Source organism: Janthinobacterium sp. SUN176 (assembly GCF_030587335.1).
In the GTDB taxonomy this organism is placed as follows: Bacteria; Pseudomonadota; Gammaproteobacteria; order Burkholderiales; family Burkholderiaceae_D; genus Janthinobacterium; species Janthinobacterium kumbetense.
Map to the genome: position 1 here is coordinate 206,501 of NZ_JAPWIA010000006.1, position 17,284 is coordinate 223,784.

Consider the following 17,284-nt stretch of genomic DNA (forward strand, 5'->3'; position numbering starts at 1 on the left):
TGTCATTTACAGCGTTGAAACAGTCCTCCCGGCAAGCGTTCCACCCGGCCCGCCAGCTCCAGCGCCAGCAATTCCCCCATCAGCACACCCATGGCCAGGCCGCTGCGCGCGGCCAGGGTGTCGGCATCGAGGGGATCGTGGCCCAGCGCGGCCAGCAGCGGCGCTTCGTCTTCCACCGCTGGCGGCACCTGGGGCACGCCGCCCAGCCATTGCAACTCTTGCAGCACGTCATCGGCCGACTCGACCAGCTTGGCGCCCTGCTTGATCAATGCATGACAGCCCTTGGCCAGGGTCGCATGGATGGAACCGGGCAAGGCATACACATCGCGCCCCTGCTCGCCGGCCAGGCGCGCCGTGATCAATGAACCCGATTGCGCGGCCGCCTCGATCACCAGCACGCCGCGCGCCAGGCCGCTGATCAGGCGGTTGCGCCGCGGAAAGTTAGCTGGCATGGCGGGCAAGCCCAGCGCGTACTCGCTGACGATGCAACCCTGTTCGGCAATTCTTTGCGCTAGATCAAGGTTACGTCGGGGATACACCAGATCGGCGCCCGTGCCGATCACGGCGACGGTAGCGCCCGCGCCGCGCAAGCCGCCCTCGTGCGCGTGCGTATCGATGCCCAGCGCCAGCCCGGAAATGATGGTCAGGCCCGCCATGCTCAGCGCTTGCGCGAAAGCGGCCGCATTCTGCATGCCTTGCGCGCTGGCATTGCGGCTGCCGATGATGGCCACGCCGGGACGCGATAGCAGTTCCGCCCGCCCCCGTACATATAACAACAGCGGCGGATCGGCGATTTCCAGCAGCAGGGGCGGATACGCGGCGTCGGCCAGGGTCAGCACGGCGTTGCCGGGCCGCTGCAGCCACTGCAGGGTGAGTTCCAGCTGGCTGTTGGCCACGGGCTTGGGCGGCTGCACGATGGCGCGCGCCACGCTGGCCGGCACCGCTTCGCGCAAGGCATCGAAGGGCATGGCGAAAATCTCCGGCGGCAAGCCGAAGCGGGCCAGCAAGGCGCGCGCCGCCACCGGCCCCACGCCGGGCAGATGCTGCAGGCGCAGCCAGCCTGCCAATTCCGTGGCCGTGTCTGCCGTCGTTGCAAGTGCATGCATGACCACCTCGCTGTGTACTGTGCCCTCCCATGCTAGCGCGATGGCGCGCACGCGATACCGACGCGCGCAAGGATGCGTGCAATGCGTGTGCAAAACGGCCCCCCATCCACAGGAGCATGGGCGTCTGTGATAAAATTTCCCTTTGCAGCAAACGATTAGCGCACTGGCAAACGCATCTGCCGCGCCGTTGTGCCATACGCGCCCAAGCATGGCGTACCCAACAGAAAATAGCCCTGCCATCGTTCGCATGGCCCAGGCATGAATAATCCGGCGCACCGGCGCCCACCTTAACCAGTCGAATCCGTATGTCCATATTAAATATCCTGCGTTACCCCGATCCTCGCCTGCACACGATCGCCAAGCCCGTCACCGAATTTGACGCGCGCCTGCAAACCCTGATCGACGACATGGCTGAAACCATGTACGACGCCCCGGGCGTCGGCCTGGCCGCGTCGCAAGTGGACGCGCATATCCAGATGATGGTGATCGACATCACCGAAGAAAAAAACCAGCTGCAAGTGTTCATCAACCCGGAAATCACCTGGGCCAGCGAGGAAAAGCAGGTCTACGACGAAGGCTGTTTGTCCGTGCCTGGCGTCTACGACGGCGTCGAGCGTCCGGCCCGCATCAAGGTGCGCGCCCTGGACCGCCACGGCAAGCAGTTCGAACTGGAAGCCGACGGCTTGCTGGCCGTCTGCATCCAGCATGAGATGGATCACTTGCTGGGCAAGGTATTCGTCGAATACCTGTCGCCGCTCAAGCGCAACCGCATCAAGACCAAGATGATCAAGGAAATCCGTGGTCTCGAGCGCGAAGCGAGCCTGCGCGCACAGAACCGCCGTTTCTAAGCCGCTTTTACAGTACTGCTGATAGACTGACCGTAACACCCTGCCAGCCTGGCGCCTCCGGCGCGGGCCTGCGCACCTCACGTCAAGGAACCATATGAAAGTGATCTTCGCAGGCACGCCTGAATTTGCCGCCACGGCCCTGAAAGACTTGCACGAAGCGGGATTCGAGATTCCGCTGGTGCTGACCCAGCCCGACCGCCCTGCCGGACGCGGCATGCAATTGCACGCCTCGGCCGTCAAGCAATATGCACAGCAGCACGGCATCGAGGTGCTGCAGCCCTTGTCGCTGCGCATGGACAGCAAGGACCCGCAGCGCGCCGCCGAGGCAAAAGCAGCGCACGAGCGCCTGCTGGCCACCGACTACGACGTGATGGTGGTGGCGGCCTACGGCTTGATCTTGCCGCGCAGCACCCTCGACATCAAACCCTGCATCAATATCCACGGTTCATTGCTGCCGCGCTGGCGCGGCGCCGCGCCCATCCACCGCGCCATCGAAGCCGGCGACGATGAAACGGGCGTGACCATCATGCAGATGGAAGAAGGCCTCGATACGGGCCCCATGCTGGCCATCGAGCGCACGCCCATCGAAGCGGGCGATTCCACCGCCAGCCTGCACGACAAGCTGGCCACCCTGGGCGGCAAGATGATCGTCGAGACCCTGCGCAAGATGCAGCAGCAAGCGCTGGAAGCCGTGCCCCAGCCTGAAGCGGGCGTCACCTATGCGGCAAAGATCGCCAAGGAAGAAGCGGCGCTCGATTTCAGCCTGCCGGCGCTGGAACTGGGCCTGAAAATCCGCGCCTTCAATCCATTTCCCGGCGCCTGCGGCCAGGTCGATGGCACCACCATCAAGATCTGGGCCGCCGACGTGCTCGAGGCGGACAGCAAGGAAGCGCCAGGCCAGGTGCTGGCGGCCGACGCCCAGCACGGCATCGTCGTGGCCTGCGGCAATGGCTCGCTGCGCCTGACGGAACTGCAAAAACCGGGCGGCAAGCGCCTGCCTGCGGCCGAATTCATCAAGGGTTTCCCCCTCGAAGGCAAGCGCTTCGCCTAAGTTCACCGGATCGCACCGCGCCATCATCCCGATGGCCATAAAAAAAGGCTTGCCGCGGCAAGCCTTTTTTGCATCCGCCCCGCTAGCTTAGCGGCGCTGCACCTTCATCAGGCGTGCGCCCAGAGACGACGACAGGCTAACCTCGAAACGGCCGCCGGCCGGCAAGGCGCTCACGTCGACATTGGCTTTGCCACCCGTCAAGTCACTGGCGACCACCGTCTTGCGGCCATCGGCAGCCACGTGCATGACGGCGGCATACGGTTCCGCCTCGGCATTCCAGACCAGCACCAGCTGGCCGCCGCTTTGCGTCGCATCAAACGTGGCATCGTTGGCGGCGGCCTTGCTGCGGCGCGCCGGACGTTCCAGCTTGGCCAAAGCCTTGCCATTTGCCAACACTTGCACATCGCTGATTTCGCCCGGATTGGCGAAGCTGACGCGGAAGTGGCTCATGGCGTTGCCGCCATGGTCGGCCACGGAGACGCCATCGAAGGGCAAGTCGATAGTCTGTCCGGACGCCGTCAACACGCGCAAGGTATAAGCATGGCCGCTGCCGCTGGCAGCGGTGCCGATGCGCGCCGACGAGGCAACGGCCGGGCGCAGGGCCACGCCGCCAGGCGTAATGCGGCCGGAAATGGTCAGGTAGCCGTTCTCGGCCACGGCCATGCTGGCGGCCAGCACATTGCTGCCCGTAATCTGCGTGCTGCGTTTTTCCAGGAATTGCTGCACCCGCGCATAGCTGTAGTCGGAGAACCAGGCGCCGCTGCAATAGCTCATCACGTCCTTCATCGGCGTGTTGCCATAGACTGCCTTGCTCAGCTGGCCGATGCTGCCTGCATAGTTGCTGTTGTACAGCGGTTGCGGGCCCAGATTGCCATTCGCATATGGGTAGTCGACAGCAGCGCCAGCCGGACCGCCGCAGGGAACGTGCTGCAGCGAGTGATTATGGCCCAGCTCATGCACGAGCGTAGTCAGCCACAGAGGCCATTGATTGGAGAATGGGTCGACCGCCGCGATGCTATTGGACTGGGCATCGAGGCCGATGGCCGACGTAAAGTCGTTGCCGCTGCTGCGCTGGTTGATGTAGGCCAGGCCGGCGGCGTTGGTGACGGACATCTTCGGCACGAAACCATAATAGTAGGCGCCGCTGTCTTCCAGCGCGCGCCGGTTTTCCAGCTTGCCCAGGGCATCGCTCCACCAGCTGTCGGCCGTGCTGCTGCCCGGCATGCTCAGTGCGGCGCGCGTCGTGATGCTGATATTTTCTGTCGCATACGGATACACGCGCAGCAGCGCGGCGCGGATCACCTCGGCGTCAGGCAGTTGCGCCACGCCATCATCGGTGCTCAAGGGCACGAGCACCAGACGGATCTTGGCCAGGCTGGCCACCACGGGCGCCGCTTCCTGGCTCACTTGCACGCCGTCATTGCCGACGGCCGTCACGCTCACGCGCACGCCGGGCAAGATCCAGCCTGCAGGCAGGACGGCACTGAAATTGCCGTTGAAACTGTCATCGTGCTTCGTCGTCGGCAAGAGCGCCGGCCCCGTCATCGCGATGCTGCCCAGGTTGCTGCCATTGGCGGCGGTCGCATTCAAGGTGACCGCCGGGCTGGCCTGACCCGCCTGCGCGGCCAGCACGGACACGCGCACGGCGGCCGGCTTGCCGCGCGTCAGGCGCAAGGCCGTATTGCTGGCATTCAAATTCAGTACTTGCGCGAAATCAATGCTGCCCAGGGTAAAGGCCGACACCGTGCCCGCATTCACGGCGATGCGCGACGCCGCCGCCAGCATCACGTTGCCCGTTGCCGAGTCTGGTGCAGACAATACCAGCTGGCTGGCAGTGGCACTGACGATGACGGCCGGCGTATTGCCCACCGACGCCGAAGTGACCTGGTCAAGATTGCTGCCCTGCACCGTCACGGACAAGCGTCCGTTGTTGACGGCCGAGGTGATCGACGTCACCGTCACGCTGGCCAGCACCGTGTACGTGTCGCCGCTGAGCACATCATTGTAGGGACCGCGCACCGTCAGCGCGCCTGTCGCCGCGCCCGCAGGCACCAGCACCGTCACGCTGCCGGCCGTCTGGCTTTGCGGCGTTGCCGCCGCACCATTGCCAAACTGCACCGCCGTCACGGCGCCCATGCCGCCGCCCGTGATCGTCACGCTGGAACCGACGCCGCCCGTCGCCGGTGCGACGCTGCCCACGCTCAATGGCAGGTACACATTGACGTTATAGCTGGTGGCCGCCGTGCCGCTGGCGCTGACGAGGTTCAAGGCGCCCGATACGGGCACGCCCGGCATGGTCAGGGTGATGCTGGTGTCGCTGGCGGCGCTGGTGGCAACGGTCACGCCGCCCACCTGGAAAGCCGTCACGCGGCTCAGATTCGTGCCTGTAAGCACCAGGCTGCCACCGACGGCGACATTCGCCGCCGAAACGGCCGTCACGGCAGGCAGCAGCACGGGCGTACCCGACGTGGTCGCCACCACCGTGTCGCCGCCCCCACCGCCACCACCGCCGCAGGCGGACAGGCCCAGCATGACAAACAATGCGACAAGCAGATGGTTTTTCATGGCTGGCAACCATGTTGATGCAGCGCGATGCCGGGAAGGACACGAGATAAATGTGACATATTGGTGACTTTTGGTGAGAATTTAATTTCGAAGAACCAATATTATGGTTTAGTTCGATTCCCAAAGACAACTATTAATGCTTTTGATTCAATTGGTTTTGATAATAATTAAAATATCTGCTTGGCAAACTTTATTCTGAGCATTACTCCCCTCACTCTGTGTTGGCTAAAATCAAAATTACTTTCCTTTGCAGCTATTGCCATTCGACTCATTAAAAATATGCTGATGCGGCGCAAATAATGTGGAAATTTTTCCACAGCCTAGACGCCATACTGTTCTGCCAACTTTGCTGGAAGAATTAACGTTTTGAGTAAGATTTTCAGGAATGTAATTTTCAGAAGCAGGCGTGGCGGCAGGCGATGTGTTGCAAGAAGGCCTGCCGTGGGGCGAACGGCCGCTTTTGCTTAAAACCAAAGCAGCCTGATGCCGTATAATTTTAGACCCGGTGAAATCAGGCGATTGCCACCTTCTGCCTGCCCTACCCGGCCGGCAACTCTCCGTCAGCTGATCCTGCTGACCCGCATCCGCCTCGTAACGTCTTGTCGCCGCGCCGCCGCCCGTTTGCCTATTGAAAGCATGAAATGAACGATACCGTGATCCCCGCCATGTCCCCGACCGAAGCCACCTTGCGCGCCATTCTGGCGCAGCGGATCATGATTCTCGACGGCGCCATGGGCACGATCATCCAGCAATACAAGCTCGACGAAGAAGCGTACCGCGGCGGCCCCGCCGGCCGCTTCATCGATTTCGCCGCGCCGGCCGACAGTGGCGCGCGCGAACTGTTCGTCAAGGGCAATAATGAGTTGCTGACCCTGACGCAGCCGCACATCATCCAGGAAATCCACGAGCGCTACCTGGCGGCCGGCGCCGACCTGATCGAAACGAATACCTTCGGCGCCACGACGATCGCGCAAGACGATTACCACATGGCCCACCTGGCCTATGAAATGAACGTCCAGGCGGCCAAGCTGGCGCGCGCCGCCTGCGATAAATATTCCACGCCGGACAAGCCGCGCTTCGTCGCCGGCGCCCTCGGGCCCACGCCGAAGACGGCGTCGATCTCGCCAGACGTGAACGACCCGGCCGCGCGCAACGTCACCTTCGACCAACTGGTGGCCGCCTACCTGCAGCAGACGCAGGGTCTGGTGGAAGGCGGCGCCGACGTATTGCTGGTGGAAACCATCTTCGATACCTTGAACTGCAAGGCGGCCCTGTTCGCCATCGACCTGTTCTACGAGCAAAACCCGGATGTCGTGCGCCTGCCGCTGATGATTTCGGGCACCGTCACGGACGCGTCGGGCCGCATCTTGTCGGGCCAGACCGTGCCCGCCTTCTGGAATTCCGTGCGCCACGCGAAACCGCTGACCATCGGCCTGAACTGCGCGCTGGGCGCCGCCCTGATGCGCCCGTACGCGGAAGAGCTGGCCAAGATCGCCGACACCTTCGTGTGCATCTACCCGAACGCGGGCTTGCCCAACCCCATGAGCGACACGGGTTTCGACGAGTTGCCAGCCGACACGTCCGCCCTGCTGCGCGAATTTGCCGACGCGGGCTTCCTGAACATGGCGGGCGGCTGCTGCGGCACCACGCCCGAGCACATCGCCGCCATTGGCGAGTTGCTGTCGAAAAACACCCCGCGCACCGTGCCGGCCCCATCGCACGACTTGCGCCTGGCGGGCCTGGAACCGTTCGTCGTCAATGACGAGTCGCTGTTCGTCAACGTGGGCGAGCGCACCAACGTCACGGGCTCGAAGGCGTTTGCGCGCATGATTCTCAACGAGCAATACGACGAAGCCTTGTCCGTGGCGCGCCAGCAAGTGGAAAACGGCGCGCAAGTGATCGATATCAATATGGATGAAGCCATGCTCGACTCGCTGGCCGCCATGACGCGCTTCCTGAACCTGATCGCCTCGGAACCCGACATTTCGCGCGTGCCCATCATGGTCGACTCGTCGAAATGGTCGGTCATCGAAGCGGGCCTGAAATGCGTGCAAGGCAAGGCCATCGTCAACTCGATTTCCATGAAGGAAGGCGAAGAGGAATTCCTGCGCCAGGCCAAGCTGTGCCGCCGCTACGGCGCGGCCGTCATCGTCATGGCCTTCGATGAGAAGGGCCAGGCCGACACCTTCGAGCGCAAGATCGAGATTTGCGCGCGCGCATACCATTTATTGATCGATGCGCTGGACTTCCCGCCGGAAGACATTATTTTCGATCCGAACATCTTTGCCGTCGCCACAGGCATCGAAGAGCACAATAATTACGCCGTCGACTTCATCAACGCCACGCGCTGGATCAAGGAAAACCTGCCGTACGCGAAGATTTCGGGCGGCGTGTCGAACGTGTCCTTCAGTTTCCGCGGCAACGATCCAGCCCGCGAAGCCATCCATACCGTATTCCTGTACCACGCCATCAAGGCCGGCATGACCATGGGCATCGTCAACGCCGGCATGGTGGGCGTGTACGACAACCTGGACCCGGAATTGCGCGAGCGCGTGGAAGACGTGGTGCTGAACCGCCGCGAAGACTCGACCGAGCGCATGATCGAATTTGCCGGCACCCTGAAGGCGGGCGGCAAGGCGGAGGCGCAAACCCTGGCCTGGCGCGAAGGCACGGTGCAGGAACGGCTGTCGCACGCGCTGGTGCACGGCATCACGCAATTCATCGTGGAAGACACGGAAGAAGCGCGCCAGGAGCTGCTGCACAATGGCGGACGCCCCATCCACGTGATCGAGGGCCCGCTGATGGCCGGCATGGACGTGGTCGGCGACCTGTTTGGCCAGGGCAAGATGTTCCTGCCGCAAGTGGTCAAATCGGCGCGCGTCATGAAACAGGCCGTGGCCCATCTGATTCCATTTATCGAGGAAGAAAAGCTGCTGGAAGAAAAGCGTACGGGCATCGTCGCCAAGCCGAAGGGCAAGATCATCATGGCGACCGTGAAAGGCGACGTGCATGACATCGGCAAGAACATCGTCACCGTCGTTCTGCAATGCAATAACTTCGAAGTGGTGAACATGGGCGTGATGGTGCCGTGCTCGGAAATCCTCGCCCGCGCCAAGGTGGAAAACGCCGACATCATCGGCCTGTCGGGCTTGATCACGCCATCGCTGGAAGAAATGGCCTATGTCGCCAAGGAAATGCAGCGCGACGAACACTTCCGCATGCTGAAGATTCCCCTCTTGATCGGCGGTGCCACCACCAGCCGCGCCCACACGGCCGTGAAAATCGCCCACAACTACGAAGGCCCCGTGATCTACGTGCCGGACGCCTCGCGTTCCGTGTCCGTGGCGCAATCCTTGCTGACGCCGGAACAGCGCGACAAGTACGTGGAAGACATCGAACTCGACTACGCGCGCATCCGCGAGCAGCACGCCAACAAGAAGGCGCTGCCGATTTTGCCGCTGGCGCAGGCGCGCGCCAACAAGATGCTCGTGCCGTTCGACGGCGCCCGCACGCCCGTGAAACCGAAGTTCATCGGCCGCCGCGTGTTTAAAAACGTCGACCTGGCCACGCTGGCCAACTACATCGACTGGGGCCCGTTCTTCCAGACCTGGGACCTGGCCGGCCCCTTCCCCGCCATCCTGACGGATGAAGTGGTGGGCGACGCGGCCACCAAGGTCTACGCGGAAGGCCAGGCCTTGCTGAAAAAACTCATCGACGGACGCTGGCTGACGGCCAACGGCGTCGTGTCCTTGCTGCCGGCCAACAGCGTCAATGACGACGATATCGAGGTGTACACCGACGATACGCGCAGTAGCGTGGCGTTCACGTATTACGGCATGCGTCAGCAGGGCGTCAAACCCGTGGTCGACGGCGTGCAGCGTCCGAACCAGTGCCTGGCCGACTTCATCGCGCCGAAGGCATCGGGCGTAAAGGATTACATCGGCATGTTCGCCGTGACGTCCGGCCTGGGCATCGAGAAATACGAAAAACGCTTCGAGGATGCGCACGACGATTACTCGTCCATCATGCTCAAATCGCTGGCCGACCGCCTGGCCGAAGCGTTCGCCGAATACCTGCACGAGCGCGTGCGCAAGGACCTGTGGGGCTACGTGCCGGACGAGCACCTGGGCAACGACGACATGATCGCGGAGAAATACGTCGGCATCCGTCCGGCGCCCGGCTACCCTGCCTGCCCCGAGCATACCGTCAAGAAAGAGATGTTCGAAGTCATGCAAGCCGAGGAAATCGGCATGCAGTTGACGGAATCGTATGCCATGTTCCCCGGCGCGGCCGTGTCCGGCTTCTATTTTGCCCACCCGGAGTCGAAATACTTCGTCGTCGGCAAGATCGGCATGGACCAGGTGGAAGACATGGCCAAGCGCCGTGGCGTCAGCATCGAGGACGTGGAACGCTGGCTGGCGCCGAACCTGTCGTAATGCCATAATATAAGCACAAGGCGCGCGGAACTTATCGCGCGCCGAAGCGCACTAACGCAGTATGCCGGTCGGCATGCTGCATGCCCGCTCCGGCCCGTTCCCAACCGGCAAGGAGGATATATGGCAACCAATTTCAAACTGAAACGCTGGCAGGATCAGGTGATCCTGTTGCTGGGCCTGTGGCTCGTCGTCTCGCCCTGGGCGTTTTCCTATCCCGAAGGCTCGCCGCAGATGATCAACGCCTTTGTCTCGGGCCTCGTGATCGCCATCCTGGCCGCCTTCGACCTGTACAAGACGTATTTCTGGGCCGTCGTCGTCAACCTGCTGGTGGGCGTCTGGGTCGCCGCCTCGCCGTGGATACTGCGGCTGGCCGAACAGCGCGTCGTCCTGTGGAACGAGCTCATCGTCGGTATCGCCGTCGTCGTCCTGGCCCTGTGGGAACTGCGCACCGACCCCGAACTGCACAAGCACTGGCCCGGCGCCGCGGCGTAGTGCAGCTACCGGCGTAAAAAAACCCCGCCGGGCACTGCCGGGCGGGGTTCTTGATATGGCTAGCTATGCCAATTACAGGGCGTATCTGACAACGTTATCGCTCCATTCGTAGGCGGCCATTTCCAGCTCCACCAGGTCGTCCGGCGACATGGCCAGGTCGCGCAAGGTTGGCACGATCTCGCCTTCCATGTCTTCGATGCGCTCGATGCACTCGGCCAGGCGCAGCAGGTCGCCGTAGAAGCCTTCGCGCGACAGCAGCGCTTCGGCCACTTCGTCGATCACTTCGATCTGGCCGAGGATTTCCGACATCGGCACGCCGAACAAGGTATCCATCAGCGACATGATGCCGACCGTAAAGGCGATATCGGCCGAATGGGCGTGGTTCGGGCGCAGTTTATGCGCGAGCAATTCCAGCAAACGGCCGCGCGTGGTGGCCAGCATCAGCAGCGGCGTCATGCTATGGCCGCGCTTGCTTGGTTCCGCATACAGCATGATTTGCAGCCAGCGCTGCAATTGGCGGCGGCCCAGCACGGTCACGGCCTGGCTCAGCGAATCGATGCGCTGGCGCGCGCCCACGGCCGGCGTATTGACCAGGCGCAGCAGGTTCAGGGCCAGCGACACGTCGCGCTTGATGGCGCGCTCGATGTCCATGTTGTCGGCATCCGACGTCACCAGGGTCATCAGTTCCATGACGGCCAGTTGCGACGGCGACAGTTTCTTGCCCGTCATGATGGCGGGCTTGGCAAAGTAATAACCCTGGAAGTAATCGAAGCCCAGGTCCAGGCCCGACTTGAATTCTTCGCGCGTCTCGACCTTTTCCGCCACCAGTTTCTTGTTTTCCTGCTTGAAACGGGGCGCCAGGGCTGCCAGCACTTTCGGGTCGACCGTGCTCATGTCCATCTTGACGTATTGCACCAGCGGCAACAGTTCCTGCACTTGCGCCGTGTCGGAGACGACGTTTTCCAGCGCGAAGGTGAAGCCATGGCCCACCAGTTCGCTGATGCGCGCGCGCACTTCCGGCGTGACGGGCATCGATTCGACGATTTCCAGCACGACTTTTTCACGCGGCAGGAACACGAAGATGTCGCTCATGATCACGTCGGCATCGACGTTGACGAAACCGAGCGCGTCGCCGATGACCTTTTCCATGCCCAGCTGGGAAGCGTGGGCGATGACAGAGGCCGTGGCGGACAGATCGCTGGTAATGTTGGCGGGACCGACCGGAGCGTTGCGGAATAGCAACTCATAGCCAAACAGGGCTTGATTACGGTCAAGGATAGGTTGTCGCCCCAGATAGAACTCGCGCACGCGCAAGGGTTTCGGGGTGATGTCGTTGCTGGAAATATCGATCATTAACTCTTCATCAATCACGTCGAGTGACACCGGCCGCGCCGCGCCCGCATCAAGGTTCACTATTGACAATACTTTAGCTGAATTCCGCCCGCGCTGTGGGTATTTTGGCAGCAATCCAGTTTATTGTCGTCAACAAATTAGGCGACTGGCGTGTCTTGCACCATCCCGTCGACAAATAATTTCAATTCGCCCGGCGCAAACGCCGTCCATTGCTCATTTGTCGTCAGCGGCTGGGTAACAATCACGGCCACGCGGTCCTGGGGTGTCGTCACCTGGGAAAAGTCCACGCTCAGGTCTTCATCGGAGAGTTTAGCAGTTGGAAACGGATGTTGTCGCACCAGATAGTGCAAGCTGGTCGAGCAATGGGCAAACAGCGCCTCGCCGCTCGACAGCATCATGTTGAAAGTGCCGTGGGCCGCGATGCTGGGCAGCAACTCCGCCAGGGCCGCATGCAGTTGCGGCAATGCCGGCGGGGCATCGCCAAAGCGCGCGTGCAGTTCCTGCAGCAGGTAGCAGAAAGCCCGTTCGCTGTCCGTGCAGCCGACGGGGCGGTAACTGCCCGTCAGCACGGGGTTGAAATCCTTCAAATCGCCATTGTGGGCAAAGACCCAGTAGCGGCCCCACAGTTCGCGCACGAACGGGTGGCAATTTTCCAGCGCCACCTGGCCTTGCGTCGCCTTGCGGATATGCGCGATGACATTGCGCGACTTGATCGGGTAGCGTTTGATCAGTTCGGCCACGGGCGAGGCGATGGCCGCCTGGTGGTCGACGAAATGGCGCACGCCGGCGCCTTCGAAAAAGGCGATACCCCAGCCGTCATGGTGGGTATCGGTATGGCCGCCGCGCATGGCGAAGCCGGTAAAACTAAAGACAATGTCCGTGGGGACATTGCAATTCATTCCGAGAAGTTGGCACATGGTCTGTTTGCAGCTGAATAACACAACCACCATACCATGCCGTCAGACGGATTGGTATGGTGGCGATAGCCATCCGGTCAGTGCAACAGGACGGGCTGGCTCATGAGGGAATCATAGCTGCCCAAAAATTCATCGATCTCTTCCATGCTGGGTTCGCTGGCGATCAGCTCCGTGACGTCGCGGCGGAAGTGTTGCGCAAGGATGCCGGCGATAAACGTTTCCCGCTTGCCCCCCTTGTCGACGATTTCATAGCCGCCAAAGCGCAGGGCTTCGAGGTCGCCGTCGACGCCGAATTCCACGACGCTGTATTGTTCGCTGTTATAGATCAGGTTCATTTTGCATCCTTCGCTCAAGCAGGAGAAGCTCCTGCGGTGTCAGAACAGAGGTGGGGTTCACACGGCGCCATTTCAAGCGGCCATGCCACCCTGCGGGCTACAGAGTTGTAACGAGATGCAAACTACGACTGCGGTAAGGCGATCAAAAAATCGTCAGGAAACCACCATGTCTGCTTGCAGCGCCAGCAGGGCATCGTAGGGACTGGCGGTGAGCCAGGTGCGCAATTGGTCGATGTGCGTGGCGTCGGCCAGGCTGATGAACAAGTGTGCGGGTGGATGGCGCAGCAGACGATTCAATGTTACACGCAATACGAGATTGCCGCTGCAGCACAGGCAACCTGGCGCGATGCGCAACAGTTGCAATGGAAATGATGGAGAAGGAGAAACTTGCCCGGCCAGGTCGGCCAGGATGGTGTTGCCGTCAGCCAATCCTTCCAGGATCACGGCGGCCGGCTGGCCAGGCGGCAAGGCTTGCGCGATGGCCGCTTCGCGCCCGGCGGCGCGTCCACCGCTGACCAGGGTCAGCGGCGTCGGACGCCGCACGGCTGCCGTCACAGGCTTTTCTTGGCCAGCTTGCCCGGTTCGACGCCCAGCTGTTTCAGCTTGCGGTACAAATGGGTGCGCTCGAGGCCCGTTTTTTCCGCCACGCGGGTCATGCTGCCGCCTTCGCGTCCCAGGTGATGTTCGAAATACATGCGCTCGAACGCGTCGCGTGCCTCGCGCAGCGGCAAGTCGAACGACAGGTTGTAGCCATGGCCTTCGGCCACCGCCGGTACGGCGATGCCTGGGCGCACCATCAGCTGTTGCGGCGCGCTGCCGCCAAAGCTCGGTACGGGATGGCTGCTTTCCTCGGCCACCACGGGCGCCACGGGGCGCGGCGCCACGCTCGGCGCGCGCACGGTTTCCTGTGCCCGCGTCAAGCCTTGCTGGACTGCCTTCAGCAGTTTTTGCAGGGCAATCGGTTTTTCCAGGAAGTTCATGGCGCCGATGCGCGTCGCCTCGACCGCCGTATCGATGGTGGCGTGGCCCGACATCATGATCACCGGCATGGTCAGCAAGCCGTCGCGCTGCCATTCCTTGAGCAGGGTGACGCCATCGGTGTCGGGCATCCAGATATCCAGCAATACCAGATCCGGCGCACCGGCGGCACGCGCTTCGCGCGCCTGCTGCGCATTTTCGGCCAGCTGGATAGCATGTCCTTCGTCGCCCAAAATTTCCGAGAGCAACTCACGGATACCCATTTCATCATCCACTACGAGTATGTTTGCCATTCGTGTCTTGCCTTCCTCATTTCGCCGGCCGTCGCGCACAAGATGCACACGGCGGACAACTATGATTTTATTAGTGTTTTAAATACTAAACCAGACCCTCACGCCAGGAATTCCTGGGCAGGAGTGTCGGGAGCTAACTTTAACAGCAAAATGACCACCGAAGCGCCATTGCCGTCGACCCGGTTCTCGATATCGATGCGTCCGCCGTGTTCATCGATAATTTTCTTGACCATCGCCAGGCCCAATCCCGTGCCGCGCGCCTTCGAGGTCACGTAGGGCTCGAAGGCGCGCGCCAGGATTTTTGGCGCGAAACCAGGGCCATTGTCGCTGATGGCCAGCCGCACGGCGATATTCACGCCGCCGTCCGCACTGCGATAATGAATTGCTTCCGTCCTTACGTCAATCCGCGGATGCGGCGAGTCCGGCGGCAGGTCGGCCATGGCGTCCTGCGCGTTCTGCAGCAAGTTGTGTATCACCTGGCGCAACTGGGTCGGATCGCCCATCACCATCGGCAGGTTCGGCGCCAGCAGCGGGTGGATGATGTCGCCATCGTCGCCGCGCAGGTACAGGTTCAGTATCTCTTCGATCAGCTCGTTCAGGCGCAGCGGCGTGAGCACGGCCGGCGGCGTGCGCGCATAGTCGCGGAAGTCGTCAACCATGCGCTTCATCGCATCGACCTGCTTGACGATGGTGGTGGTGGCGCGGCTGAGCAAGTCGGCATCGGGCTGCTCCAACTTGCCTTCGAGCTTCATCTGCAGGCGCTCGGCCGACAGCTGGATGGGCGTGAGCGGATTCTTGATTTCATGCGCCAGGCGGCGCGCCACCTCGCCCCAGGCGATCGAGCGCTGCGCGGAAATTACGTCGGAAATATCGTCGAAGACGACGATGTAGCCGCTGCCGGACTCCAGCGGCAGGCGCGAACCGCGCGCCAGCAAGGTAATGTCATGCTCGTCGGCACTGCTGCCCAGGCGGCGCGGAATCTCGATCTGGCGCTGCCAGTGCAGGCGCTGCTGGTTACGGCCCGACGCCGATTGCGCGCTTTGCGCCGTGAAGGCGCTGATGATGGCGCCGCCGAACTCTTCCATTCCAGCAATATTCGCCAGCGGCTGGCCCACCATGCTCATGCCAGAATGCTGCAGGATGCGCTCGACCGACTCATTGCAGGTCACCAGCTTGAAATCGCCGTCGAGCACCATCACGCCGGCCGACATGTTCGCCAGCACCGATTCCAGGTGGGCCTTGGCGTTTTGCAAGGCGGCGCGGTTGCTTTCCACGGCCGTGCGCGCATCGAGCAACTGGCGCGTCATGATGTTGAACGACTGCGTCAGGGTGCCCAGTTCATCCTTGGTGGCGACGATGGGGCGCGGCGACAGGTCGCCCTCGGCCACGGCGCGCGTGCCTTCGGCCAGCAGCAGCAGGGGCTGGGCCAAATTACCGGCGATCAGGAAAGCGCTGCCGATGGCGCCGAAAATAGCCAGCAGCAAGGTCAGGGTGAGGATTTCCATGTACATCTTGCGCAGTCCCACGCGCGCGACGAAACGTTCCTTGTATTCGCTGTAGGCGGCGCGCAGCACTTCGCCATTCGTCGCCAGCTTGGGCGGCACCGATTGCAGCAGTTGCAAATAGCGGGGCGAGACGGAAGGCCCCGGCACGGCCACCAGCACGCGCAGGCGCAGGCTGGCCGCCGTTTCCAGCGACGCTGGCAAGCCCGAGCGGAAACCGCCACCGCCCGATTCCGTGCCATCGTCGTGCAACTCCAGTCCGCCCTCGGCGGAGGCATAGCCGGCCGGCAAGGCTGCCTGCACCAGCATGGGCGGCGTCGGCAAGTCGGCCGCACTGTGCGGCCCGGCGCTGGCCAGCAGCACGCCGTCGCCGCTGACGAGCATGACATTTTGCATGCCCTCTTCGCGCAGCAGGCTGGTCAGCACGGCCGGACCGGCCACCGGGTCGGCGCCCAGTTCTTCGACGGCCTTGTGGCCCCGGTGGTCAAGCTCGACCAGGGCCGCATCGAGGCCGGCACGGCCCAGCTCAATCCCCGATTCCAGCGCCGCTTCGATCTTGACGTTGAACCAGGATTCGATGGAGTGGGAGACGAATTGCACTGAGACAAGGAAAATCACCAGACCCGGCAGGATGCCGACGGCGGCGAACAGCATCACCAGGCGCGTCATCAGCTTGGAGCCGAACTTGCCGCTCTTGTAGCGCGCGTACAGGCGCGCCAGGGAAATGCCCACCAGCGCCAGCAGGGACACGGCGACGGCCGCGTTCAGGCCCAGCAGCCAGGTGTAATAGCGGTCGAAAAAGCCGGAATTGTCGGAAGCCGACGCCAGCAGGAACAGCAGGATACTGACAATGCCGCCGCCCACCACCAGCAAATAGCGCAATGCTTGACTCACTACTCCGCCGTATACAAGAAGGTTTTTTTATTCGAAGCCAGGCGCCAGTCGCTGTTATTGAAGGCATTGACCTGTATCGGCTTGGGCAGGTAGTCGCGGTCCATGCCCATGCGCAAGGTGACGTTGTACGTCTGCCCCACTTTCAGCTCGCCGCGCCGCGCCACCAGCCAGCGGCTGGGACGGCGGATCAGGAAGAGCGCATCGTCGAGGGTGGGAAAGCTTTGCTGCAAGCCGCCGCCCGACACATGATACTGGCGCGTCAGCACGTTATAGGACAGCTTGCTGGTCTGGCGCGCCACGATGGCTTTTTCATCGAACCAGTACCAGCGGGGCCGGGTCAGTTCGATTTCTGTCGTGAAATACAACGGCACGCCATGCTGTACCGCATCATCGAGGTCGTGATTGAGCTCGAAGGAATACGTGGCGGCCAGCTTGTAGCCCTCTTCGCCCGACTCGATATAGGCACGGGTGATCTCGACCATGTCGGCGGCATGCGCGCGTGGCATGTTACATG

Annotated in this window: 13 protein-coding genes; 4 read left to right on the forward strand and 9 right to left on the reverse strand. The window is 62.2% G+C overall.

Annotated features, from left to right (window positions below):
* Positions 1-2: 2 nt before the first annotated feature.
* Positions 3-941: a DNA-processing protein DprA gene (dprA, locus tag O3299_RS26255; protein WP_370385315.1), complete on the reverse strand. Its 939-nt coding sequence runs from the start codon at positions 939-941 to the stop codon at positions 3-5.
* A gap of 470 nt (positions 942-1,411) precedes the next feature.
* Here dprA and def point away from each other — a divergent pair, with 470 nt between their 5' ends.
* Both def and fmt read left to right on the forward strand, forming a co-directional pair.
* Positions 1,412-1,954 carry a peptide deformylase gene (gene def / locus O3299_RS26260; RefSeq protein ID WP_099665527.1) on the forward strand — a complete coding sequence of 181 codons (543 nt, stop codon included), beginning with the start codon at positions 1,412-1,414 and terminating at the stop codon, positions 1,952-1,954.
* Positions 1,955-2,048: 94 nt separating this feature from the next.
* Complete coding sequence (fmt, locus tag O3299_RS26265; RefSeq protein ID WP_305063537.1) at positions 2,049-3,005, forward strand: methionyl-tRNA formyltransferase; 957 nt, start codon at positions 2,049-2,051, stop codon at positions 3,003-3,005.
* A gap of 87 nt (positions 3,006-3,092) precedes the next feature.
* Here the strand turns inward: fmt and O3299_RS26270 are convergent, their stop codons facing one another.
* Positions 3,093-5,570 carry an IPT/TIG domain-containing protein gene (locus O3299_RS26270; protein WP_305063538.1) on the reverse strand — a complete coding sequence of 826 codons (2,478 nt, stop codon included), beginning with the start codon at positions 5,568-5,570 and terminating at the stop codon, positions 3,093-3,095.
* A gap of 641 nt (positions 5,571-6,211) precedes the next feature.
* Between O3299_RS26270 and metH the strand changes: the two genes are divergently transcribed.
* Together metH and O3299_RS26280 are read left to right on the forward strand one after the other, a co-directional pair.
* Positions 6,212-10,006 (forward strand): methionine synthase, encoded by a 3,795-nt coding sequence (metH, locus tag O3299_RS26275; protein WP_305063539.1) that lies wholly within the window; start codon positions 6,212-6,214, stop codon positions 10,004-10,006.
* A gap of 120 nt (positions 10,007-10,126) precedes the next feature.
* Entirely contained in the window at positions 10,127-10,498 is a 372-nt protein-coding gene (locus tag O3299_RS26280; protein ID WP_077399477.1) for an SPW repeat protein, read from the forward strand.
* Positions 10,499-10,570: 72 nt separating this feature from the next.
* Here the strand turns inward: O3299_RS26280 and O3299_RS26285 are convergent, their stop codons facing one another.
* From O3299_RS26285 to O3299_RS26315, 7 genes are all read right to left on the reverse strand, one after another.
* The gene (locus O3299_RS26285) at positions 10,571-11,851 is read right to left on the reverse strand and encodes an EAL and HDOD domain-containing protein (RefSeq protein ID WP_077399474.1); all 1,281 of its coding nucleotides are present in this window, start codon (positions 11,849-11,851) and stop codon (positions 10,571-10,573) included.
* A gap of 137 nt (positions 11,852-11,988) precedes the next feature.
* Positions 11,989-12,768, reverse strand: coding sequence for a class II glutamine amidotransferase (locus tag O3299_RS26290; protein ID WP_099668254.1), 780 nt, complete (start codon positions 12,766-12,768; stop codon positions 11,989-11,991).
* Positions 12,769-12,845: 77 nt separating this feature from the next.
* Complete coding sequence (locus tag O3299_RS26295; RefSeq protein WP_077399469.1) at positions 12,846-13,103, reverse strand: DUF3567 domain-containing protein; 258 nt, start codon at positions 13,101-13,103, stop codon at positions 12,846-12,848.
* A gap of 153 nt (positions 13,104-13,256) precedes the next feature.
* Entirely contained in the window at positions 13,257-13,658 is a 402-nt protein-coding gene (locus O3299_RS26300) for a GTPase (RefSeq protein WP_305063540.1), read from the reverse strand.
* The gene (locus tag O3299_RS26305) at positions 13,655-14,374 is read right to left on the reverse strand and encodes a response regulator (RefSeq protein WP_034784724.1); all 720 of its coding nucleotides are present in this window, start codon (positions 14,372-14,374) and stop codon (positions 13,655-13,657) included. The genes O3299_RS26300 and O3299_RS26305 overlap by 4 nt, the downstream gene beginning before the upstream one ends.
* A gap of 98 nt (positions 14,375-14,472) precedes the next feature.
* Complete coding sequence (locus O3299_RS26310; RefSeq protein WP_099665532.1) at positions 14,473-16,770, reverse strand: PAS domain-containing sensor histidine kinase; 2,298 nt, start codon at positions 16,768-16,770, stop codon at positions 14,473-14,475.
* On the reverse strand, positions 16,770-17,276 hold the full coding sequence (locus tag O3299_RS26315) for a DUF4390 domain-containing protein (RefSeq protein WP_251350982.1): 507 nt from the start codon (positions 17,274-17,276) through the stop codon (positions 16,770-16,772). The genes O3299_RS26310 and O3299_RS26315 overlap by 1 nt, the downstream gene beginning before the upstream one ends.
* Positions 17,277-17,284 lie beyond the last annotated feature (8 nt).

What these genes read in the sequence shown, in the direction of transcription:
- O3299_RS26295 (WP_077399469.1), bottom strand. Translation starts at nt 13,103, where the DNA reads ATGAACCTGATCTATAACAGCGAACAATACAGCGTCGTGGAATTCGGC.
- O3299_RS26290 (WP_099668254.1), bottom strand. Translation starts at nt 12,768, where the DNA reads ATGTGCCAACTTCTCGGAATGAATTGCAATGTCCCCACGGACATTGTC.
- metH (WP_305063539.1), top strand. Translation starts at nt 6,212, where the DNA reads ATGAACGATACCGTGATCCCCGCCATGTCCCCGACCGAAGCCACCTTG.
- O3299_RS26315 (WP_251350982.1), bottom strand. Translation starts at nt 17,276, where the DNA reads ATGCCACGCGCGCATGCCGCCGACATGGTCGAGATCACCCGTGCCTAT.
- fmt (WP_305063537.1), top strand. Translation starts at nt 2,049, where the DNA reads ATGAAAGTGATCTTCGCAGGCACGCCTGAATTTGCCGCCACGGCCCTG.
- def (WP_099665527.1), top strand. Translation starts at nt 1,412, where the DNA reads ATGTCCATATTAAATATCCTGCGTTACCCCGATCCTCGCCTGCACACG.
- O3299_RS26305 (WP_034784724.1), bottom strand. Translation starts at nt 14,374, where the DNA reads ATGGCAAACATACTCGTAGTGGATGATGAAATGGGTATCCGTGAGTTG.
- O3299_RS26280 (WP_077399477.1), top strand. Translation starts at nt 10,127, where the DNA reads ATGGCAACCAATTTCAAACTGAAACGCTGGCAGGATCAGGTGATCCTG.
- O3299_RS26270 (WP_305063538.1), bottom strand. Translation starts at nt 5,570, where the DNA reads ATGAAAAACCATCTGCTTGTCGCATTGTTTGTCATGCTGGGCCTGTCC.
- O3299_RS26285 (WP_077399474.1), bottom strand. Translation starts at nt 11,851, where the DNA reads ATGATCGATATTTCCAGCAACGACATCACCCCGAAACCCTTGCGCGTG.